This window comes from Pseudomonas sp. TTU2014-080ASC, assembly GCF_001446935.1.
Classification (GTDB): domain Bacteria; phylum Pseudomonadota; class Gammaproteobacteria; order Pseudomonadales; family Pseudomonadaceae; genus Aquipseudomonas.
In genome coordinates this window covers 911,664-933,871 of the sequence record NZ_LKKK01000002.1, presented here as the reverse complement: position 1 = coordinate 933,871, position 22,208 = coordinate 911,664, and the positions used below count along the sequence as shown (strand labels likewise).

20 protein-coding genes and 1 riboswitch are annotated in these 22,208 nt (G+C 57.3%); of the genes, 10 read left to right on the top strand and 10 right to left on the bottom strand.

Translation table 11 applies throughout. The features are described 5' to 3' along the window. Nucleotides 1–70 precede the first annotated feature (70 nt). The 4 genes from AO726_RS09780 to AO726_RS09765 all read left to right on the top strand — a co-directional run bounded on the left by AO726_RS09780 (nucleotide 71) and on the right by AO726_RS09765 (nucleotide 4,331). On the top strand, nucleotides 71–1,255 hold the full coding sequence (locus AO726_RS09780) for an NAD(P)/FAD-dependent oxidoreductase (RefSeq protein WP_058067871.1): 1,185 nt from the start codon (nucleotides 71–73) through the stop codon (nucleotides 1,253–1,255). 124 nt (nucleotides 1,256–1,379) lie between these two features. Then, nucleotides 1,380–3,566, top strand: a complete 2,187-nt coding sequence (yccS, locus tag AO726_RS09775; protein ID WP_058067870.1) for a YccS family putative transporter — start codon at nucleotides 1,380–1,382, stop codon at nucleotides 3,564–3,566. A gap of 18 nt (nucleotides 3,567–3,584) precedes the next feature. Then, nucleotides 3,585–4,067, top strand: coding sequence for a GreA/GreB family elongation factor (locus AO726_RS09770; protein WP_058067869.1), 483 nt, complete (start codon nucleotides 3,585–3,587; stop codon nucleotides 4,065–4,067). Between the two features lie 30 nt (nucleotides 4,068–4,097). Further along, the gene (locus AO726_RS09765; RefSeq protein WP_058067868.1) at nucleotides 4,098–4,331 is read left to right on the top strand and encodes a DUF2789 family protein; all 234 of its coding nucleotides are present in this window, start codon (nucleotides 4,098–4,100) and stop codon (nucleotides 4,329–4,331) included. A 22-nt stretch (nucleotides 4,332–4,353) separates the two neighbouring features. Here AO726_RS09765 and AO726_RS09760 read toward each other — a convergent pair whose 3' ends face one another. After that, nucleotides 4,354–4,878 carry a YgjP-like metallopeptidase domain-containing protein gene (locus tag AO726_RS09760; protein WP_058067867.1) on the bottom strand — a complete coding sequence of 175 codons (525 nt, stop codon included), beginning with the start codon at nucleotides 4,876–4,878 and terminating at the stop codon, nucleotides 4,354–4,356. A gap of 157 nt (nucleotides 4,879–5,035) precedes the next feature. On the opposite strand from AO726_RS09760, the gene AO726_RS09755 reads away from it, so the two are divergent. Further along, a complete protein-coding gene (locus tag AO726_RS09755; RefSeq protein ID WP_058067866.1) occupies nucleotides 5,036–6,262 on the top strand; it encodes a GGDEF domain-containing protein in 1,227 nt (408 codons plus the stop codon). A gap of 83 nt (nucleotides 6,263–6,345) precedes the next feature. Here the strand turns inward: AO726_RS09755 and fba are convergent, their stop codons facing one another. The 6 genes from fba to AO726_RS09725 form a co-directional block, all read right to left on the bottom strand. Beyond that, a complete protein-coding gene (fba, locus tag AO726_RS09750) occupies nucleotides 6,346–7,410 on the bottom strand; it encodes a class II fructose-bisphosphate aldolase (RefSeq protein ID WP_058067865.1) in 1,065 nt (354 codons plus the stop codon). A 121-nt stretch (nucleotides 7,411–7,531) separates the two neighbouring features. Then, nucleotides 7,532–7,858 (bottom strand): MliC family protein, encoded by a 327-nt coding sequence (locus AO726_RS09745; RefSeq protein ID WP_058068001.1) that lies wholly within the window; start codon nucleotides 7,856–7,858, stop codon nucleotides 7,532–7,534. Between the two features lie 25 nt (nucleotides 7,859–7,883). Further along, entirely contained in the window at nucleotides 7,884–9,047 is a 1,164-nt protein-coding gene (locus AO726_RS09740) for a phosphoglycerate kinase (protein WP_058067864.1), read from the bottom strand. Nucleotides 9,048–9,051: 4 nt separating this feature from the next. Next, nucleotides 9,052–10,119 carry an erythrose-4-phosphate dehydrogenase gene (epd, locus tag AO726_RS09735; protein WP_058067863.1) on the bottom strand — a complete coding sequence of 356 codons (1,068 nt, stop codon included), beginning with the start codon at nucleotides 10,117–10,119 and terminating at the stop codon, nucleotides 9,052–9,054. Nucleotides 10,120–10,180: 61 nt separating this feature from the next. Continuing rightward, on the bottom strand, nucleotides 10,181–12,181 hold the full coding sequence (gene tkt / locus AO726_RS09730; RefSeq protein ID WP_058067862.1) for a transketolase: 2,001 nt from the start codon (nucleotides 12,179–12,181) through the stop codon (nucleotides 10,181–10,183). Nucleotides 12,182–12,302: 121 nt separating this feature from the next. Next, nucleotides 12,303–13,457 carry a TDT family transporter gene (locus tag AO726_RS09725; RefSeq protein WP_058067861.1) on the bottom strand — a complete coding sequence of 385 codons (1,155 nt, stop codon included), beginning with the start codon at nucleotides 13,455–13,457 and terminating at the stop codon, nucleotides 12,303–12,305. A gap of 109 nt (nucleotides 13,458–13,566) precedes the next feature. Here AO726_RS09725 and AO726_RS09720 point away from each other — a divergent pair, with 109 nt between their 5' ends. The 4 genes from AO726_RS09720 (at nucleotide 13,567) to ligB (ending at nucleotide 18,507) form a co-directional block, all read left to right on the top strand. Then, nucleotides 13,567–14,448 carry a LysR family transcriptional regulator gene (locus AO726_RS09720; RefSeq protein WP_058067860.1) on the top strand — a complete coding sequence of 294 codons (882 nt, stop codon included), beginning with the start codon at nucleotides 13,567–13,569 and terminating at the stop codon, nucleotides 14,446–14,448. Nucleotides 14,449–14,513: 65 nt separating this feature from the next. Beyond that, complete coding sequence (locus AO726_RS09715; RefSeq protein WP_058067859.1) at nucleotides 14,514–15,545, top strand: ArsR/SmtB family transcription factor; 1,032 nt, start codon at nucleotides 14,514–14,516, stop codon at nucleotides 15,543–15,545. Then, entirely contained in the window at nucleotides 15,542–16,732 is a 1,191-nt protein-coding gene (gene metK, locus AO726_RS09710; protein ID WP_058067858.1) for a methionine adenosyltransferase, read from the top strand. Before AO726_RS09715 ends, metK begins: the two co-directional genes overlap by 4 nt. A 110-nt stretch (nucleotides 16,733–16,842) precedes the next feature. Continuing rightward, a complete protein-coding gene (ligB, locus tag AO726_RS09705; protein WP_446737422.1) occupies nucleotides 16,843–18,507 on the top strand; it encodes an NAD-dependent DNA ligase LigB in 1,665 nt (554 codons plus the stop codon). Between the two features lie 38 nt (nucleotides 18,508–18,545). Here ligB and AO726_RS09700 read toward each other — a convergent pair whose 3' ends face one another. From AO726_RS09700 to AO726_RS09690, 3 genes are all read right to left on the bottom strand, one after another. Beyond that, nucleotides 18,546–18,992: a c-type cytochrome gene (locus tag AO726_RS09700; protein ID WP_058067857.1), complete on the bottom strand. Its 447-nt coding sequence runs from the start codon at nucleotides 18,990–18,992 to the stop codon at nucleotides 18,546–18,548. A 189-nt stretch (nucleotides 18,993–19,181) separates the two neighbouring features. After that, nucleotides 19,182–19,730, bottom strand: coding sequence for a methyl-accepting chemotaxis protein (locus AO726_RS21160; protein WP_446737421.1), 549 nt, complete (start codon nucleotides 19,728–19,730; stop codon nucleotides 19,182–19,184). Between the two features lie 333 nt (nucleotides 19,731–20,063). Then, nucleotides 20,064–20,450: an MAPEG family protein gene (locus AO726_RS09690; RefSeq protein WP_058067999.1), complete on the bottom strand. Its 387-nt coding sequence runs from the start codon at nucleotides 20,448–20,450 to the stop codon at nucleotides 20,064–20,066. Between the two features lie 185 nt (nucleotides 20,451–20,635). Next, nucleotides 20,636–20,723: riboswitch (S-adenosyl-L-homocysteine riboswitch) on the top strand. Nucleotides 20,724–20,731: 8 nt separating this feature from the next. Between AO726_RS09690 and ahcY the strand changes: the two genes are divergently transcribed. Then, nucleotides 20,732–22,138, top strand: a complete 1,407-nt coding sequence (gene ahcY, locus AO726_RS09685; RefSeq protein WP_058067856.1) for an adenosylhomocysteinase — start codon at nucleotides 20,732–20,734, stop codon at nucleotides 22,136–22,138. The last annotated feature ends 70 nt before the right edge of the window (nucleotides 22,139–22,208 follow it).

Below are 22,208 nucleotides of genomic sequence, written 5' to 3'. Positions count from 1 at the left end.
CAGCGCATCAGTTAAACTGCGCGCCGTTCGCGTCGCTACTGCCTGCGGTGCGTATTTTGAGGACGTTGTTGTGCGCAAGATCCAGGTTGTCATTATCGGTGCCGGTGCGGCCGGGCTTATGTGCGCACTGACAGCAGCAGCGCGGGGGCGCGAGGTACTGGTACTGGATCACGCCAACAAACCGGGCAAAAAAATCCTCATGTCCGGCGGTGGCCGCTGCAACTTCACCAATATGTACTGCGAGCCGGCTAATTTCCTTTCGCAGAACCCACACTTCTGCAAGTCAGCGCTGGCGCGCTATACCCAGTGGGACTTTATTGCGTTAGTGGCCAAACACGGTGTGCCCTATCACGAGAAAAAGCTCGGCCAGCTGTTCTGCGATAACAAATCCAGTGACATCCTCAACCTGCTACTGGATGAATGCGCACAGGCCGGAGCCGAACTGTGCATGGACACCCGCATCGACTCAATCGAGAAACATGAGCACGGCTATCTGCTGCAAAGCAGCGCTGGGCCGATTCAATGCGAGTCGCTGGTGATCGCCACCGGCGGCTTATCGATTCCGACACTGGGCGCAAGCGGGTTTGGCTTTCAGGTTGCCAAACAGTTCGGCCATAACGTGCTGCCCACAAGAGCCGGGCTGGTGCCGTTCACCATTACCGATCCACAACTGAAAGCCTTGTGTACAGAACTGTCCGGAACCAGCGTTGAGGATTGCCTGGTCAGCTGCAATGGCCAGAGCTTCCGCGAGAACATTCTGTTTACCCATCGGGGACTGTCCGGCCCGGCGATATTGCAGATTTCGTCCTTCTGGCAGCCAGGGGACAGCATCAGCATCAACCTGCTGCCACATATCGACCTGCCGCAGTGGCTAGGCGACCAGCAACGCGAACGCCCCAACAGCGAGCTGAAAACCCTGCTGGCGGAGCTGTTCACCAAAAAGATGGCCAACCTGCTGGCTGAGAGCTGGTTTACCTCAAAGCCGATGAAGCAGTACACACCGGCTGAGCTCAAAGTCATCGCCAGTCAGCTGGAAGACTGGCAACTGATTCCTGCTGGCACGGAGGGCTACCGTACCGCAGAAGTCACACTGGGTGGAGTCGACACCCGCGAGGTGTCGTCGAAGACCATGGAGTCGCTGAAATCACCCGGCCTGTATTTCATCGGTGAAGTGCTGGATGTGACCGGCCATCTGGGTGGATTCAACTTCCAGTGGGCCTGGGCATCAGCGTATGCCGCCGCCCAGTTCGTTTAACGCACAGATTGCACTGAAGAGCCACAAAAAAGGCTGAAATATCAAGGATAAACAGCTGGGCGTGACTGCACAGTCTGGCCAATCTCGATTAGGCTAATACTCCCCTTCCCAGCAGTACCGGGCCATGCCGTCCAATCCTCTCAGTCAGTCTCTGCAACGCCTTTGGGCCAGCGATAAATTCAGCTACAGCTTCAGGGTGTTTATCGCCCTGGGCAGCATTATGTTGCTATGCGTCACGCGTAACTGGGTAGACGCCCTAATTCCATTATTTCTCGGCGTAATTGCCTGTGCGCTGGCAGAAAGCGGCGACAGCTGGAAAGGCCGGCTGCTGGCCGTACTGGTCACACTGACATGCTTTACCCTGGCCACCTATGCGGTCGAGCTGCTGTTCCCTTATCCATGGCTATTCGTAATTTCACTGGCCATTTCGACGTTTGCTCTGACCATGCTGGGCTCTCTGGGCGAACGCTTTGCCAGTATGGGCTGGGGCACGCTGATTTTGTCGGTGTACAGCATGCTGGTGATGGAGGTGCAGGGTGAGAATGCTGACATCTGGCATCAACCGCTGATTCTTGTCGCTGGCGCGGCTTGGTACGGCGCCCTGTCTGTGCTGTGGAACTGGCTGTTCAGCAATCAGCCGGTGCAACAGAGTCTGGCCCGGCTGTTTCGTGAATTGGGCCGATATCTGAAACTCAAAGCTGCGCTGTTCGAGCCTGTGCGCGGACTCAATATCGAGGAGCGCCGGCTGGCCCTGGCCCAACAGAACGGTCGCGTGGTTGCGGCGCTGAACAACGCCAAAGACGTAATCCTGCATCGCGTCGGTAATTCACGCGCCAATCCGGCCGTAAGCCGCTATCTGAAACTCTACTTCCTGGCTCAGGACATTCACGAACGCGCCAGTTCGTCCCACTACCCTTACAACGAGCTGGCCGAGGCGTTCTATCACAGTGATGTGCTGTTTCGCTGCCAGCGACTGCTTAACCTGCACGGTGACGACTGTCAGCGTCTCGCCCAAGCCATCGAAACCCACCAGCCTTTCGCCCATCAGGAGTTGAGCCATCAGGCACTCAATGATCTGAATGACGCCTGCGAGCACTTACGTCGGCAGAGCAACCCCGCTTGGCGCCACTTGCTGCGCTCGCTCAGTGCTCTGGCCAGCAACATGCACAAGGTCAACATGCTGCTAAGTAACGCCAGCAACCCTGATGCGCTGGCAGAGGAACAGGACAGCAGCCTCTACGACCGTGAACCGCAATCGGCCAAAGAGGTCATCAGGCAATTGCGCTCACAGCTGACGCCGACTTCACTGATATTCCGCCATGCTCTACGTCTGTCGATTGCTCTGGCCGTCGGCTATGGCGTGGTGCAGTTCATTGATCAGAGCCAGGGCTACTGGATTCTGCTGACCACACTGTTTGTCTGCCAGCCCAACTATGGTGCTACCCGCCTCAAACTGTTCCAACGCGTGGGCGGTACCGTTCTGGGTCTGATTCTGGGCTGGGCGATGTTTGATCTGGTGCCCAACACCCTTATACAGGCCGCCTTTGCCGTATTGGCCGGAGTGGGTTTCTTTGCTCTGCGCGGCACCCGCTACACACTGGCAACAGCCTCGATCACCCTGCTGGTTCTGTTCTGCTTCAACCAGACAGGTGCAGGCTATGACGTTCTGATACCGCGTCTGGTCGACACCCTGATCGGCAGCCTGATCGCCGTTATAGCCGTCATGGTCATCCTTCCGGACTGGCAGGGCCGCCGCCTGAACCAACTGCTGGCCAATACCCTGAGCTGCAACAGCCGTTATCTGAACCAGATCATTGAGCAGTACACCTACGGCAAGCGTGACGACCTGATCTACCGTGTGGCCCGGCGCAATGCTCACAACGCCGATGCCACCTTATCCACCACCCTGGGCAACATGCTCAAAGAGCCGGGCCACTTCCGTAAAGACGCTGATCTCGGCTTCCGTTTTCTACTGGTGTCGCACACGCTGCTCAGCTATCTGTCTGGCTTAGGCGCGCATCGCGGTGAAACCAACCTGAGCGAAGCTCATCAAGACCTGCTGGCCAGCGCCAGCCGAATTGCTGACAGCCTCGATGAAATTGCTGGGGGCCTGTTCGACGGTCACGCCATTGCGGTGCATAGTGACGAAGAACAACAATTGGCCAATCAGCTTGAGCAAATCGCAGATGAAGCCGACGACAGTCAGCGCCTGCTGCAAACCCAACTGGCGTTGATTTGCCGTCAGCTAGCCCCATTGCGTACGCTTGCCGCTCATTTGCTCAAAGCCCATGACGATGCAACCAGCACCTAAGGCAGCCAGCCACACACCATGAACAAAGCAGACCTGCTCAACAGCGTGATCACACAACTGCAAGACGACCTTGACCACGCGCACAAGGCTGCCCTGTCGGCACATGAAGCGGCCACCCACGAAGAGAACATCGCCGAGAACAAGTACGACACTCTCGGCCTTGAAGCGGCCTATCTGGCCACCGGCCAAGCCAGGCGCTATGAAGAAATCCGCACGGCACTGAAACAGTGGAAGCAGCTGCAATTACGCCCCTACTCGGAAGAAATCGGCATTCAGCTTGGCAACCTGATACAGCTGACCGATACTCAGGACCGGCGCCGCTGGCTATTTCTCGGCCCCGGCGGCGCGTCCATGTCTTTGCAACACGATGGCGCGAGCATCCAAGTCATCGGGCCCCAGGCACCGTTAGGCAAGGCACTGCTGGGTAAAGCGCCAGGTGACGAAGTGGACCTCAGGTTAGCCAGTGGCGTGCAGGAATTCGAGGTTCTGTCGGTCGAGTGAAGCTAGGCACAACCCCGTCAGGAGGACACCATGACCGTACAATCCCCGACCTTAGAAGACCTTTTTGAGCAGCTGGGACTCAAGTCTGATCCAGCCAGCATTGATCTGTTCGTCAAACAGCACTCACCGTTAGCCGAAGACTGCCAACTCGCCGACGCGCCCTTCTGGGACCCGGCTCAGGCCACACTGCTACGCGAAAAAATCCTCGAAGACGGTGTCTGGTCGCAAGCCGTGGACAAGCTCAACCTGCGCCTGCGCGCCTGATTCACCCGCCGCCTTGCAACACTCAGCGCGAGGCGGCAATCTCGCTCAGACTGACCTCGGCCATGCCGGGCAGCTCGCGCCAAGTCAGGTAGACGCGCAAGTCGAACTCAAGCTGGTGATAGCCCGGCAGCATGTGCTCACATAGCTTGTAGAAGGCTTTGTTGTGGTCTGACTCTTTCAGGTGTGCCAACTCGTGCACCACGATCATCTGCAGAAACTCTGGCGCCGCATCCTTGAACAGTGCGGCCACGCGGATTTCCTTCTTCGCCTTGAGCTTACCGCCCTGCACCCTCGAAACAGCGGTGTGCAACCCCAACGCGCGGTGAGTCAGGTCCAAACGATTGTCATACAGCACCTTATCAATCGCGGGTGCGCTGCGCAGATACGCTTGTTTAAGGTCTGTGACATAGGCATACAGCGCCTTATCACTCTTAATCTGGTGCGTACTGGCATAACGCCGGGCCAGGTATTCACCTAATCGCTCTTGCTCGATCAAACCGCGTACCTGTTGCTGCAGGTTGAGCGGGTAGCCTTGTAAATATTTCACAGCATTTCCTGTTCAATACGACCCGGCCAATCACCTCAGAACAGCTCTGGCACGGGCTTTAAAACTTACAACTTATCCCTGATATCAGTGATGCCATCCATCACTGACGGGTTGTTATACTTCGACCCACTTACGGTCACACCCTGGTACCAAGCCCATGCTGCAGGGTAGCGCTTTGTACAAGAACAACAACCCCGACTGCCCATACTCGCAGCAACTTGCTAAGGGATTCAGCCGTCTCAAATTTGATCCTCAGCTTGAGGACCAATACCGTCACCAACTCCTCGCCGGCCTGATCACTCAACACAAACTGCTGATCGGCATCTTTTTGATGTTGTGGATCGGCCTGTCCGGCCTGGACATCCTGCGTTTTGATCTGCTCGACCACCCTGAACAGCTCAGCGAGCATGCCCTGAACACCCTGGCACTGCGCGCACTGTGCATCACCGTAATGTCCCTGGTGATGCTGATACTGTTCATTCCTCGCCTGTGCCCTTACCGCCCTGGCCTGCTCACCGCCATGCAATTGATTAACGGCCTGGCCGGCGCAGCGATCATCTGCCTGTCCAAACGCGAGGATGCTCCGCAGCTGGACAGCGCCCACCTGTTGACCGTGGTCATAGCCTTCCTGCCTTGGGGGCTGACATGGATGCAAAGCCTGATGACGGCCCTGACCCTGTACGCAGGCTCCTGGGTTATCGGCGATCTGTTGCTGCAAGATCCACAACGCGCAGACTACATGCGCATGGTGCACATGATCCCGATGGCAATCTTTATCAGTGCATTGGGCGGTTACCTGCGTGATCACGCTCAGCGTAAAGCCTTTCTCCTGCAAAACATCATGCGCTGGCAGGCTGAACATGACCCGCTGACCAATCTGGCCAACCGACGCCTGTTCAATGAACAAATCAACCGCTGCCTAGGGCTAGGCCAGCGTGAAGGCATACGCACCGCACTGGTGCTGATCGATATCGATCACTTTAAACGGTACAACGACCATTACGGCCACCCGGTGGGAGACAAGGCCTTGATTCAGGTGGCAGAAATTCTCCAACAGGAAAGCAAACGGGCCATGGACCTGTGCGCCCGCTTGGGCGGTGAAGAGTTTGCTCTGCTGCACTACGACAGCGACGAGAAATCCCTGCGTAACCTTCTCGCCCGCTTGCACGAGCGCCTCAAGCTCCAAGCTATCCAGCATGCCAACAGCCCGATTAGCCCATATCTGACCTTCAGCATCGGGGCAGCCATCAGCGACCCCGGCGAATCCGCAGCCGAGCTCTACATCCGTACCGACAAAGCGCTCTACAGCGCCAAAGAAAACGGCCGTAATCGATCAGAACTCGACCTGCGTTGCGCCCCCCAAGCCCATCTGCGCCTGGCCTGAGGACTGCCCGGGAAGACACCTGCGGGTGCCTGATCCGCAAAAACAAAAAAGCCCGCTTTCGCGGGCTTTTTCGTGTGTCAGGCTTAGTTAACCTTGGCCGCCAACTCACCTTTGGCGTAACGCTGGAACATGCCTTCCAGAGAGATCGGCTTGATCTTGGAAGCGTTGCCAGCAGTGCCGAAGGCTTCGTAACGGGCGATGCACACGTCACGCATGGCCTTGATGGTCTCACCGAAGAATTTGCGCGGGTCAAACTCGCTCGGGTGCTGAGCCATATAACGGCGCATGGCACCTGTAGAAGCCAAACGCAGGTCAGTGTCGATGTTGACCTTACGCACGCCGTACTTAATGCCTTCAACGATTTCTTCAACCGGCACGCCGTAGGTTTCTTTGATGTCGCCACCAAACTCGTTGATGATCGCCAGCCACTCTTGCGGCACGCTGGAAGAACCGTGCATCACCAAGTGAGTGTTCGGAATGCGCTTGTGGATTTCCTTGATGCGGTCGATCGCCAGGATGTCACCGGTTGGCGGCTTGGTGAACTTGTAAGCACCGTGGCTGGTACCGATGGCGATTGCCAGGGCATCCACCTGAGTCTTCTTGACGAAGTCAGCCGCTTCTTCCGGATCAGTCAGCATTTGGCTGTGGTCCAGGGTTCCTTCAGCACCGATACCGTCTTCTTCACCAGCCTGACCCGTTTCCAGGCTGCCCAGGCAACCCAGCTCACCCTCAACGGAAACACCGCAAGCGTGGGCGAAAGCAACAGTCTGCTGAGTCACACGCACATTGTATTCGTAGTCCGACGGAGTCTTACCGTCTTCACGCAGGGAGCCATCCATCATCACCGAGCTGAAACCCAGCTGGATGGAGCGTTGGCATACGTCAGGGCTGGTGCCGTGATCCTGGTGCATGCACACCGGGATATGCGGGAATTCTTCAATCGCAGCCAGGATCAGGTGGCGCAGGAACGGGGCACCTGCGTATTTGCGGGCACCAGCAGAAGCCTGGACGATAACCGGAGAATCGGTCTTGTCGGCGGCTTCCATGATGGCACGCATCTGCTCGAGGTTGTTGACGTTAAAAGCCGGCACGCCGTAGCCGAATTCGGCGGCGTGGTCGAGCATCTGGCGCATGCTGATAAGTGCCATGGTGTACTTTCTCCCGGATGGGCTTTGTTGATCGTGCAAGCCTGCCGCAGCGGCAGGCGCTATTCAAGTCTCAGTCAGGACAAGTCATCTGCTTGTTCTGTCAATTCGTAACAGCAGGTGATCAGGGTGCCTTACAGAAGCGCCCGATCACCTGATCATTCGAGGGGCGGTAAATCACCGCCTCCTTGCCATTGGTGTGAAACGCCAGTAGCGGATCGCTATACAGCGCGCCGGAAGCCGACTTCTGCATGCGCAGGCGATGCACGATGTCATCACCGCCCAGACGCAGGTCAACGGCCTCTTGCCGGCTGTCGGTATAACGCCACAGCACTTCAACCTGGGTTTCACACACCCAACGTGTCCAACCGTCTGTTATCGCCGGCTCAGGCTGACTGGAACAAGCCGTCAGCAGCAAGCCGGATAACAACAGCAACGTGATATTCCTCATCATGCCACCTCCCTGATACTCAGACTCAGGCCTGGGCACGCTGCTCCAGCACCTCAACAGCAGGCAGAACCTTACCTTCAACGAACTCAAGGAACGCGCCACCACCGGTTGAGATATAGCTGATCTTTTCAGCCACACCGTATTTATCAATGGCTGCCAGGGTGTCACCACCGCCAGCGATGGAGAACGCAGCGCTCTCGGCAATGGCCAAAGCCAAAGCCTTGGTGCCATTGCCGAACTGATCAAACTCAAATACGCCGACCGGGCCATTCCACAGAATGGTCTGCGAGGCTTTGAGCATTTCAGCGAACTGCGCAGCGGTTTGCGGGCCGATGTCGAGGATCATGTCGTCTTCAGCCACATCACGCACGGCCTTGACCGTCGCCTCCGCGTCTTCAGCAAAGGCCTTGGCCACAACGACGTCGACCGGCAGTGGCACGCTGACCTTAGCCGCAATGGCTTTGGCAGTGTCGACCAGGTCCGCTTCGTACAGCGATTTGCCGACCGGATAGCCAGCAGCCGCCAGGAAGGTGTTGGCAATGCCGCCACCGACGATCAGTTGGTCACAGATTTCAGCCAGAGAGTTCAATACATCCAGCTTGGTAGATACTTTGGAACCGGCAACGATGGCCAGCATCGGGCGCGAAGGTTTATCCAGCGCTTTACCCAGCGCATCCAGTTCAGCCGCCAGCAGCGGACCGGCACAGGCAACCTGAGCAAACTTGGCCACACCGTGGGTCGAGCCCTGTGCGCGGTGGGCGGTACCAAACGCGTCCATCACAAACACGTCACACAGAGCGGCGTACTGCTGGGCCAACTCATCAGTGTTCTTTTTCTCGCCCTTGTTGAAGCGGACGTTTTCCAACAGCACCAGCTCGCCCGGCTTAACGTCAACGCCGCCCAAGTAGTCTTTGACCAGCGGCACATCGCGGCCCAGCGCTTTACTCAGGTAGTCAGCCACCGGCTTGAGACTGTCGGCTTCGCTGTAGACACCCTCTTCCGGACGGCCCAGATGGGAGCAGACCAGAACCGCAGCGCCCTTCTCCAGAGCAAGCTTGATGGTCGGCAGGGAGGCGAGGATGCGCGCGTCGCTCTTCACCACGCCGTCTTTTACCGGCACGTTGAGGTCTTCGCGGATCAGCACACGCTTACCGGCGAGGTCGAGGTCGGTCATCTTCAAAACGGTCATGTAATCAGTCCTTCACGGGGCTGGTTGTACTGGATTGGGTGGATACAGCAAGAAAGTGTTCAGCAACATCAAGCATACGATTGGCAAAGCCCCACTCGTTGTCGAACCAAGCCAGCAGATTGACCAGGCGCGGGCCTGATACCAGGGTCTGGCTGCCATCAACGATGGCCGAATGCGGATCATGATTGAAATCGCAGCTGGCATGCGGCAGCTCGGTATAAGCCAGCAAGCCCTTGAGCGGGCCGGCCTCAGCCGCCGTACGCAGGATACGGTTGATCTCTTCAGCGCTGGTGTCACGGAGCGTTTGCAGAGTGATGTCCAGGCACGACACATTGACCGTCGGCACCCGGATAGCCTTAGCCTGTACGCGTCCGTTCAGTTCCGGCAACAAACGCTCGATTCCGCGAGCCAAGCCGGTCGAAACCGGAATCACCGACTGAAACGCAGAGCGTGTACGGCGCAAATCTTCGTGATGATAAGCGTCAATCACCGGCTGATCATTCATGGCCGAATGGATAGTGGTGATCGTCACATAGTCGATCCCAACTGTTTCATTCAGCAACTTCAGCAGCGGCACACTGCAATTAGTGGTACAGGATGCGTTGGAGACCAGCCGTTCAGTGCCTGTCAGCAGTGACTGATTGACGCCATAGACGACCGTGGCATCGACGTCAGACTCACTGGACATAGGCTGTGACAGCAGCACCTTGGGTGCTCCAGCACGCAAAAAGCGCTCTGCCTGAACGCGGTTGGTGTACTGACCGGAGCACTCCAGCAGCAGGTCAATCTCCAGCGCGTCCCAGTCAATGGCTTCAGGCGTAGCCTCACGCAGCACTTTTACACAGTCGCCATTTATATGCAGGCAATCGCCATCAACACTTACCTCGCCGGGGAAGCGTCCATGGGTGGAGTCAAAACGGGTTAGGTATTCAATGCTGGCCTGATCGGCCAGATCATTCAGCGCCACAATCTCCAGGCGCGCACCTGCTCCGCGCTCATGCAAGGCCCGCAGCACGCAGCGACCGATGCGACCGTAACCATTCAGGGCGACGCGAAATGGGCGTAAGGACATATAAGTCTCGTCTGGCACACAGACGGGCCAGCCTCATCCAGGCTGGCCCGACAGGTGATCATCAGGCGTCCAGCAGCTCCGCTGCGGTTTCCAGAACGTTGCTGACTGTGAAGCCAAACTCTTCGAACAACGCGGCAGCAGGTGCAGACTCACCAAAGGTGGTCATGCCAATGATGCGACCTTCCAGACCCACATACTTGTACCAGTAATCGGCGTGGGAGGCTTCGATGGCGATACGTGCACCCACCTGAACCGGCAGTACTGCCTGCTTGTAGGCAGCGTCTTGCTGATCGAACACAGACGTCGACGGCATTGATACAACGCGAACCTTACGGCCTTGTTCAGTGAGCTGCTCGTAAGCCTGAACCGCCAGACCGATCTCGGAACCTGTAGCGATCAGGATCAGTTCCGGCTCGCCGTCGCAGTCTTTCAGCACATAACCACCACGAGCGATATCAGCCAGCTGCTGAGCGTCGCGGCTCTGGTGCGGCAGGTTCTGACGGCTAAAAATCAGCGCACTCGGGCCATCGTTACGCTCGATGGCGTGCTTCCAGGCAACTGCCGACTCAACGGCATCGCATGGACGCCAGGTATCGAGGTTCGGCGTACCACGCAGGCTGGCCAGTTGCTCGATTGGCTGGTGAGTCGGGCCGTCTTCGCCCAGACCGATGGAGTCGTGAGTGAATACATACAGCACACGCTGCTTCATCAGCGCCGACATACGCACAGCATTGCGGGCGTATTCCATGAAGATCAGGAAGGTTGCGCCGTACGGCACAAAGCCGCCGTGCAGAGCCACACCGTTCATGATCGCGCTCATGCCGAACTCACGCACGCCGTAGAACATGTAGTTACCGGACGCATCGTCAGCAGAAACGCCTTTGCAGCCTTTCCACAGGGTCAGGTTGGAGCCTGCCAGGTCGGCAGAGCCGCCGAGGAATTCAGGCAGCAGCGGGCCAAAGGCATTCAGGGTGTTCTGGCTGGCCTTACGGCTGGCGATGGTTTCGCCTTTAGCAGCAACTTCCTGAATATAGGCAGAGGCTTTTTCAGCGAAGTCAGCCGGCAACTCACCGCTTATACGGCGTTTGTATTCAGCAGCCAACTCAGGGAAGGCAGCAGCATACGCATCAAAGCGCTTGTTCCACTCAGCTTCGGCAGCAGCACCGGCAGCTTTGGCGTCCCACTCGGCATAGATGTCAGCAGGGATTTCGAACGGACCGTGGTTCCAACCCAGCGTCGCGCGGGTCAAAGCGATTTCGTCGTTACCCAGCGGCGCGCCGTGGCACTCTTCTTTACCCTGCTTGTTCGGTGAGCCAAAACCGATGGTGGTTTTGCAGCAGATCAGGGTCGGACGGTCTTCAGTCTTGCGCGCCGTCTCGATCGCCATTTTGATTTCTTCAGCGTCGTGACCATTAACGTTACGGATCACCTGCCAGCCGTAGGCCTCAAAGCGCGCGGGAGTGTCGTCAGTGAACCAGCCGTGAACTTCGCCGTCGATGGAGATGCCGTTGTCATCGTAGAACGCAACCAGCTTGCCCAAGCCCAGCGTACCGGCCAGCGAGCAGACTTCGTGGCTGATGCCTTCCATCATGCAACCGTCGCCCAGGAAGGCGTAGGTGAAGTGGTCAACGATCTTGTGGCCGTCGCGGTTGAACTGGGCTGCCAGCACTTTCTCTGCAAGCGCGAAGCCCACCGCATTGGCGATGCCCTGACCCAGCGGACCGGTGGTGGTTTCAACACCCGGTGTGTAACCGTACTCAGGGTGGCCCGGAGTTTTGCTGTGCAATTGACGGAAGTTTTTCAGGTCGTCGATGCTCAGGTCGTAGCCGGTCAGGTGCAGCAGCGAATAAATCAGCATCGAGCCGTGACCGTTGGACAGTACAAAGCGGTCACGGTCTGCGAAATTCGGGTTAGCCGGGTTGTGCTTGAGGAAGTCGCGCCACAAAACTTCGGCGATATCCGCCATGCCCATCGGGGCACCCGGGTGGCCGCTGTTGGCTTTTTGCACGGCATCCATGCTCAGAGCACGAATGGCATTTGCACGCTCACGACGGCTGGGCATCACTGAAATCTCCTGCGGGGCTGCTGGACGGAATGTCCACACAGCTATCTGTCGAAAAAAGAAACTATTTTCGCCCACCGGACCCCATCGGGGCAATGACAGATAGTCATATGTCAGAAAATCAGCCTACCTGAGGATGCAAAGAGCCTCTTGCAGCTGCACAGGTATTAGCCAGACAAGGCGCTTGAAACAGCTCGCCATGCCAGATACCCACTAGTGTCCGCCCTGCAACCAGCCCCCAGACCAGCAGTAACAAACCGCTCAAAACCCAGCCAGCACCAGCAAAGACAGTTGCATCTGTCAGTTTGAACAGCTCAAACGTTGCAAGCGTGAACACCCCCAACGGGAAGGTGAACCCCCACCAGCCCAAATTGAAACGCATTGAACTGCGGGCGTAATGACGGGTAAACAAAATCGCTACCACCAACCACCACAGCCCAGCGCCCCACAGCGCCAAACCAGCCACAAGGCCTAACTGACTAGACATATCAGCCGCAGCGGCCAGGGGCGTTCCAGCGAATACCGCTGGCGCAGCATGCCCCATGCTCAGCAACCCCAGGCAACCGGTGGCAATAGGGCCCAGAGGCAGCCAGCTGGTGGCGGCAAAATCCGCATCTGGCAGCTTATGCAAAGCCAAGCGCAGCAACACCAGCGTGATCAGAGAAAAGGCCAGAGACAGGGAAATCCCCCACAACACGAAACCAGCTATCAATAGTTGCTGCCCAGCTTCGGGTGCCACATGGTTCGCTAGCGCGCCCGCCGTGCTGGCCGCCACTTCCGGCGCAACGATAGGCAGCAGCCAAACAGCTGTGAGCTTATCCAACGCATGGCTTTGCCGGGTAAACATCAGATACGGCACCAGAATTGCCCCTACCAGCGCCATGCCCGCGTCCAACCACCACAACCAATGGGCGACGGCATACACCTGTTCTCCCCAGCGTGGTGCACCGAACAGCAGCAGACCTTTGATCAACACGGCAAGACTCATCGGAATCGCCCCGAGAAACATCGACTGCACCGGATGCAACAGCATGGGTTTGATGGTCTCGGGATATAACAGCAAGCGCCCTGCAAACAGTGCGCTGAAGACTGCAAACAACAGCACTGCAAATACCCACAGCCCCTGCGCCAGAACGTACTGACCCGTAACAGCCCAAGGCAACTCCATTACAACCAACGACAACACCCCGGTCCCCATAATCATGGCAAACCAGTTCGGTGTGAAATGACGGATAAATGCCAGTGGTTCAGGCAGGCGGCTAAATGGGCGTTTCATACTCACTCCTGTGACCCCAACTGCGGAATGAGCAAAGCCTAATCAGCCTTGATGCATATTGAAAATACATGTTTTATAGGCCTTCCATACCTTATATTTATACAAAGCCATGAACCTGCACCATCTGAAAGTTTTTCTCGCGGTGGCCGACGCAGGCAGTATTAGCGCCGGAGCCGAGCAACTGCACATCAGCCAACCGGCCGTGACCCGGGAAATTCGCGACTTGGAGGGCAACCTCGGCCTGCAACTCTTCGAGCGCCGGCCCCGCGGCGTGCGACTGACTGAAGGCGGCGAACGCCTGCGCCACTACGCACAACGTATCTTTGCGCTGGAACAAGCCGCCGAGCGCGACTTACACAACTTCGCTCAGGTTGAGAGCGGCGAACTGCATCTGGGTGCCAGCGCAACGCTGGGGGCTTATCTGCTGCCAGCGTTGATCCGTCAGTTCCGCCAGCAATTTCCGCAGATCAGAATCAGTCTGGGCGTCAGCAATACCCATCAGGTGACGCAACAACTGGACGATGGCCTGATCAGCCTGGGCTTCGTCGAAGGTGCTTTTGTTCGCGAACAGTACGCCCACCATCTTCTGGCCCGGGACGCACTGCTGCCCGTGGTTTCTCCACAGCACCCGCTGGCCCGGGCAAAGCAACTGAAGGCAGCAGACTTACAGGCCTACCCGCTGTACTTGCGCGAACCCGGCTCGGGCACTCGCCACAGTATCGAGCAAACTTACAAAAGCCATGGATTGGAGATTGAGCCCCACGTAGCCATTGCCAGTACTGAAGCGCTGAAAGCCTTGCTGGAAGATGCACACGGCATAGCCTGGCTGTCAGAACGCAGCATCAGTGCCGAACTGACCAGCGGGCGGCTACAGCACTTGGCCGTTTCTGATCTGAAGATTGAACGCGAGCTGTATGCGCTGTGGCGCCCTGACAGCACCCTGAGCCCGGCATCCGCAAGATTCCTGTCCTTATGCCAGAAAGCCACATAGCAATATCAAAACTTTTTGATATTGCTATTGCTGGATAAAAAACGTGCGCTTAGACTGCCACCCTTATGAACCTGCGCGCCTCGAATCTGACGTTCGACCCCGTCGACACCCTCGCCACCCTCTGCAAAGCCAGTGGCGATGCGTTGCGTCTGAACATTTTGCGCGCACTGGCCAACAACTCATTTGGCGTGCTTGAACTGGCCCAAATCTTCGCCACTGGTCAATCCGGCATCAGTCACCACCTCAAAGTGCTGTCACAAGCTGGGTTGGTAGCCACTCGCCGTGAAGGCAATGCCATTTTTTACCGGCGCGCGCTGATACAGGGCGACTTGCCCGGCAGCCGCTTGCAAGCAGCACTGCTTGACGAGGTTGACCTACTGGTCCTGCCTGAGGACGTACAGCAACGCATTAACGCCGTGCATAAGCAGCGCGAAGACGCCAGCCAGGATTTTTTTGCCCGCAGCGCTGCCAGTTTTCAAGCTCAGCAAGACCTGATCGCCGGCCTGCCGCAATACCGTGACAGCGTGCTGGCTTTACTTGACTCACTGGGCTTTGATACCCACGCCAGTGCGCTGGAGATTGGTCCCGGTGACGGCGGTTTTCTGCCTGAGCTGGCACGCCGCTTCAAACATGTACTGGCGCTGGACAATAGTCCGGCCATGCTCGAACTTGCCCGCCAACGCTGCACGCAAGACGGCTTGACCAATGTCGATCTGCAACTAGCTGACGCCTTGCACGATGACTACAGCGCAGCCGACTGCGTCGTGTTGAACATGGTTCTGCACCATTTGGCCGCGCCAGCAGAAGCACTTAAACAATTGGCCAGCCGGGTTAAACCTGGTGGCAGCCTGCTGATCACTGAACTGTGCAGCCACAATCAGAGCTGGGCCCGTGAGGCCTGCGGTGATCTGTGGCTGGGCTTTGAACAGGATGATCTGGCACGCTGGGCCAAAGCAGCGGGCCTCACACCAGGCGAAAGCCTTTATATTGGCCTGCGCAACGGTTTTCAGATTCAGGTTCGGCATTTTGCCAACCCACACACTTCCCTTGGCCCAAGGGCTTCCATCAGCGGAACACAACAGGAAACACAGCGATGAGCGAATACTCCCTTTTTACCTCAGAGTCCGTATCCGAAGGCCATCCGGACAAGATCGCCGACCAGATCTCCGATGCGGTGCTTGACGCCATCATCGCTCAGGACAAACACGCCCGCGTAGCCTGCGAAACCATGGTGAAAACCGGTGTGGCGATTGTCTCCGGTGAAGTCACCACCAGCGCCTGGGTTGATCTTGAAGAAATCGCCCGTCGCGTTATCTGCGACATCGGCTACACCTCCAGTGATGTCGGCTTCGACGGTGCGACCTGCGGCATCATCAACATCATTGGTAAGCAGTCCCCGGACATCAACCAAGGTGTTGACCGCGCCAAGCCGGAAGATCAGGGCGCCGGTGACCAGGGCCTGATGTTCGGCTATGCCAGCAACGAAACCGACGTACTGATGCCTGCACCGATCGTGTTCAGCCACCGCTTGGTTGAGCGTCAGGCCGAGGCCCGTAAATCCGGCCTGCTGCCCTGGCTGCGCCCGGATGCAAAATCCCAGGTCACCTGCCGTTATGACGGCGGCAAAGTTGTCGGTATTGACGCTGTTGTGCTGTCCACTCAGCACAACCCGGAAATCAGCCAGGCGGATCTGAAAGAAGCGGTGATGGAGCTGATCGTCAAGCACACACTGCCTGCCGAACTGCTGCATAAAGACACCCAGTTCCACATCAACCCGACTGGCAAGTTCGTCATCGGCGGCCCGGTTGGCGACTGCGGCCTGACCGGCCGTAAGATCATCGTCGACTCCTACGGTGGCATGGCTCGCCATGGCGGCGGCGCGTTCTCCGGCAAAGACCCATCCAAGGTTGACCGCTCTGCTGCGTACGCCGGCCGTTACGTGGCCAAGAACATCGTGGCCGCTGGCCTGGCCGAGCGTTGCGAAATTCAGGTTTCTTACGCTATCGGCGTGGCCCAGCCTACCTCCATCTCGATCAACACCTTCGGTACCAACAAGGTTTCAGAAGACGTAATCATCAAGCTGGTTCGCGAAGTCTTCGACCTGCGCCCATACGCGATCACCCGCATGCTCGACCTGCTACACCCGATGTATCAGGAGACCGCAGCATACGGTCACTTCGGCCGTACACCGGAGCAGAAGACTGTGGGCGAAGACACCTTCACCACCTTCACTTGGGAAAAGACCGACAAAGCCGACGAACTACGCGCTGCCGCTGGTCTGTAATCCCCCTCGATATGAGAAGCCCCGCGCAATGCGGGGCTTTTTTATTGTCCCCACACTTCTGCCTCATCCCAGAGCGATTAGCCTGCTGCGCCATACCGCAAGCAAGGATGCTGCTGATGAGAATTCTCCTATCACTACTGCTGATACCCGGCACAGTCTGGGCCGCCTGCCCGAGCTGGTCAGCAAAGCACGCCGCTGCCGAGCTGACGACCATGACCAGACAGCTGGAAGAATGGGACGTGCATTACCACAAGCACGGTTACTCTCCCATTCCTGACGAACTCTACGACCAGGCCAGCCACAACCTGCAGCGACTGCGCGAATGCTTTGCGAACGACGCTCCGGCCGAACGCAGCCCACTAAGCAGCAGCACAGGCAAGACCGCCCACCCGGTGCCCCACACAGGCTTACGTAAATTACCCGGCGCAGAAGCTGTACAAAACTGGATACAGGGACGGGAAGCGCTCTGGGTTCAACCCAAAGTAGACGGCATCGCTGTCACTTTGGTTTATCGAGAGGGCCAGCTGCAGCAAATGATCAGCCGTGGCAACGGACTGCGCGGGCAAAACTGGACAACACATGCCAGGCTCATCCCGGCGATTCCCAAGCAGCTACCGGAAAGCGCCGACTTAATCCTTCAGGGTGAGCTGTACTGGCGGCAACCCGGGCATGTACAACAAGTGCAGGGCAGTCAGGGGCTGCGCAGCAAGATCGCCGGACTACTCAACCGAAAACAGTTGGACCAGCAGGACGCCGAGCAAATTGGCTTGTTTGTATGGGAGTGGCCTAATGGCCCTGCCTCACTGGCAGATCGCTCCGCGCAACTGACTAAACTCGGTTTTACCGATACTGAGCAAATGAGTGTGCGTGTAAACGGACTTCACGATATTCGCCGATGGCGCAGACACTGGTACAAAACCCCATTACCTTTTGCCAGCGACGGCATCGTCATTCGCCAGGATCAGCGCCCTGAACCGTCCCGCTGGCGGGCTGAACCGGCCTCATGGGCCGCCGCCTGGAAGTATCCGGCCAAGCAGACGCTGGGCGTAGTCCAAGCTATCGAGTTCCGCATTGGCCGTAGTGGACGCATCACTCCCATAATTCGCGTTGAGCCAGTGAGACTGGATGATCGCCGGGTCGAGTATGTCAGCCTTGGCTCCCTCAAGCGCTGGGAAAAGCACGACGTACGCCCAGGCGATCAGGTGGTCATTCGTTTGTCCGGGATGACCATTCCCACCTTTGACAGCGTGCTCTGGCGCACGCAACAACGCTCCAGACTTGAGGTCCCCAATGCCAAAGACTTTCACCCGCTTAGCTGCTGGCACCCGACACTAACCTGCTCCAGCCAATTCAGCGCCCGCCTGAACTGGCTCAGCAGCAAGCACGGACTGGCCCTACCTGGAGTCGGCCCAGGCAGCTGGGACAAATTGCAAAACAGCGGCAAACTGCAAGGGCTCTTGGACTGGCTGCAATGGACTGAGGAGGAGTTATCAACCATCCCAGGTATTAGCGCAAATAATGCCCAACACCTGTACAACAGCTTTCAACTCGCAAAGCAGCGCCCCTTCAAAAAGTGGCTAAAGGCACTCGGCGCACCAGCAGGACAGATCGACGGAGACAACTGGCAAACGTTGACCGAGCGCACCGTTACCGACTGGCAACGCATACCCGGCATCAGCCCGAACCGAGCACGACAACTACAGGCTTTTTTCACTCACCCGGAAACAAACAACCTGCGCCAACAGTTACGTGCAGCGCAGGTTGCAGGTTTTTGAAACAAGCCAGTGCATCGCACCAGACAACTTGACCGTGATCAGTACGCCCGAAACTCTTCGTGACAAGCCTTGCAGCTGTCCTCGACCTTTTTCATAGGGGCAACAAGCGCCTGCTCACGCAAGGGTTTATTAGCTGCGACGGCGACCAACTCAGCCGTGCTGGCTTCCATCTCCTGGGCCAGCTCCTGAAAGCGTTCCTGACGCTGCCAGACATCATCTTTGGCCCGGGTTTCACCGCCTGCTTCCTGCACCTTAGGGAAATGCTGCCAAGGCGTACGCGTCAACGCATCCAGCTTAACCGCGCCCTCAGCAAAGCGGCTTTCATCAAAAGCAATACGACCGCGCAGCATACCTCCAAGGTCCTCACTCACTTTGAGCATGTCCTTGAAGATGGCCTGACGTTTTCCCTGAGGCGAATTTGGATCAACCCCACCACATGCGGCCAGAGACAGGCACACAGCAGCCAACAGCAGGAATTTATTCATCAGTTACACCATCAGCAATTACAAAGTCGCGCAGTATCGCTATTGAGCAGGCAAAGGCCAAGTAAATCGAACCGCTGACCGACACCCAGCCGAGCGTACTCAGAGCTGGAAGCGACCAAGATGCTGATTCAACTGCACCACCTGCGCATGAATGAGCGAACTGGCATCAACCATCTCCTGCATCTTCTGCTAACTGCTTTGAGCAATGCTGGAAATCTGCGTGATACGTTGATCGATCTCACTCGACACCTGACTCTGCTCTTCGGCAGCAGTAGCAATCTGAGTGTTCATCGCATTAATGCCATCTACCGCCCCCACAATTGTGTCCAGAGCCAGACTGGCCTGATTGATATGGGACAGATTGTTCTGCACCAGCGCTACACTCTGCTGCATGGCTTCAACAGCATCGTCAGCACCGCTCTGCAAACACTTAATAATGCTTTGAATTTCACCGGTAGATTGCTGTGTGCGACTGGCGAGTGTCCGCACCTCATCAGCCACCACCGCAAAACCACGACCAGCTTCGCCTGCACGGGCCGCTTCAATTGCAGCATTCAGAGCCAGCAAGTTGGTCTGTTCAGCGATTCCGGTAATCACTTCCAGCACCTTACCAACACTGCCTGTTTCGAGCTGAAGACGCTGAACCTGCTCACTGCTGCTGTTCAACTGCTGAGCCAACTGATCAATTTGTGCTGCACTGTGTTGCACAAATTGCTGCCCCCTGTTGCGCGCGCACATCGGCGCTGCGTGCTGACTCGGCAGCCTGGACCGCATGTCGGGCCACCTCTGCAACCGTGGCACTCATTTCGTTCATCGCAGTAGCGATCTGGTCCAGTTCTTCATACTGCTGGCGAACACCATCGCCGACAGACCGCGCAAGGCCCATGACAGGGTCAGCCTGACTTCCTGAAAGTTGAGAGGGGCATACAGATTCCACAAACAAGGCTTATCGAACCAAAGCCGGACGCTCTAGCTCAGGCATTCCAAGGGCGAAAGCAAACTATACGCCCCATCACCCACCTGCGCTTACAGAATGACGCACTTGGCGAGCAACGCCCGCCAAGTGACAAATTACGCGGACACTACAAAAAGGCTGATAATCAGGCCCATGCCGACAAACCAGACCAAAGAGCGCAGAGGCGCCCAATCCATCAGGTAACAGATCAGATAGACCAGACGATTGATCACAAAGCAAATGGCCAACTGATCGATCAGCATTTGCTCGGCGTTACCGGCCAGATGGGCGATGATCACCGCCGCGGAAAACGCCGGCGTCACTTCAAAACTGTTGAGCTGTGCGTTGTGGGCACGTCGTGCCATACCGGTCAAACGGTCCAGCATCGCTCGCGGATCACGGTTATGTTCGGGGCTGAATCCACCACCGATCGCCTTGGCTGTGATGGTAGAGACATACGGCAAAATCATGGCAATCAACACACACCAATACGCGATGGTCATAGCAGCACCTCTTTTCTCAAAAACCTGTGCAGCCTGCACCAGCCGCGGCACAAACGCCAGAAGCATTTCCGAAAAAACACCGGATTCATGGAGTAAAGCTCGACAGAAAGCCTTGGGCTAACCCAGCTGACCCGCTATAATTCGCCCGTTTTAGCTGTCCGGCACCGCCCGGGCACTCCCGCCACCTGTCCGAGGGGCGCTGCAGCAGGCCAATCACAGCCTGTCAGGCTCGGATGGGGCGTTACCCAAACGCATCAACGGCGCCCATTCGCAGACAACGAATGGAGAGCTTTATGAGCGCCGCTTTTACTGATTACAAAGTAGCTGACATTTCCCTGGCCGACTGGGGCCGCAAAGAGCTGATCATCGCCGAGTCGGAAATGCCGGCACTGATGGGCCTGCGTCGTAAATACGCCGCTAGCCAGCCGCTGAAAGGCGCCAAGATCCTCGGTTGCATCCACATGACCATCCAGACCGGTGTGCTGATCGAAACCCTGATCGCCCTGGGCGCTGAAGTGCGCTGGTCCAGCTGCAACATTTTCTCCACTCAGGATCAGGCCGCCGCAGCTATCGCCGCTGCTGGCATCCCGGTATTCGCCTGGAAAGGTGAGACCGAAGAAGAGTACGAGTGGTGCATCGAGCAAACCATCCTCAAAGATGGTCAGCCATGGGATGCCAACATGGTGCTGGACGACGGCGGCGACCTGACCGAAATCCTGCACAAGAAATACCCGCAGATGCTGGAAAAAATCCACGGCATCACTGAAGAAACCACCACCGGCGTGCACCGTCTGCTCGACATGCTCAAGGCTGGCACCCTTAAAGTCCCGGCGATCAACGTCAACGACTCGGTAACCAAGAGCAAGAACGACAACAAATACGGCTGCCGTCACAGCCTGAACGACGCCATCAAGCGCGGCACTGACCACCTGCTGTCCGGCAAGCAAGCGCTGGTAATCGGCTACGGCGACGTGGGCAAAGGCTCTGCACAGTCCCTGCGTCAGGAAGGCATGATCGTTAAGGTTTCCGAAGTTGACCCGATCTGCGCAATGCAGGCCTGCATGGACGGCTTCGAGCTGGTCTCCCCTTACAAAGATGGCCTCAACGACGGCACCGAAGCCAGTGTTGACGCTGCTCTGCTGGGCAAGATCGACCTGATCGTAACCACCACCGGTAACGTCAACGTCTGCGACGCCAACATGCTCAAGGCGCTGAAGAAGCGTGCAGTGGTGTGCAACATCGGCCACTTCGATAACGAAATCGACACAGCTTTCATGCGCAAAAACTGGGCATGGGAAGAAGTGAAGCCGCAGGTTCACAAAATCCACCGCACTGGCGCTGGCAGCTTCGACCCACAAAACGACGACTACCTGATCCTGCTGGCCGAAGGCCGCCTGGTAAACCTGGGTAACGCCACCGGTCACCCAAGCCGCATCATGGACGGCTCCTTCGCCAACCAGGTTCTGGCGCAGATCTTCCTGTTCGAGCAAAAGTTCGCTGATCTGTCGGCCGAGAAGAAAGCCGAGCGTCTGACCGTTGAAGTACTGCCGAAGAAACTCGACGAAGAAGTAGCCCTGGAAATGGTTAAAGGCTTCGGCGGCGTAGTCACCAAGCTGACCAAACAGCAAGCTGACTACATCGGCGTAACGGTTGAAGGCCCGTTCAAGCCTGACGCCTACCGTTACTGATGTCGGGGGAGCCGCAAGGCTCCCATTGAGTTTTCTGGTGAGTCCGCCTCTGCGGCTGACTCACCTTATG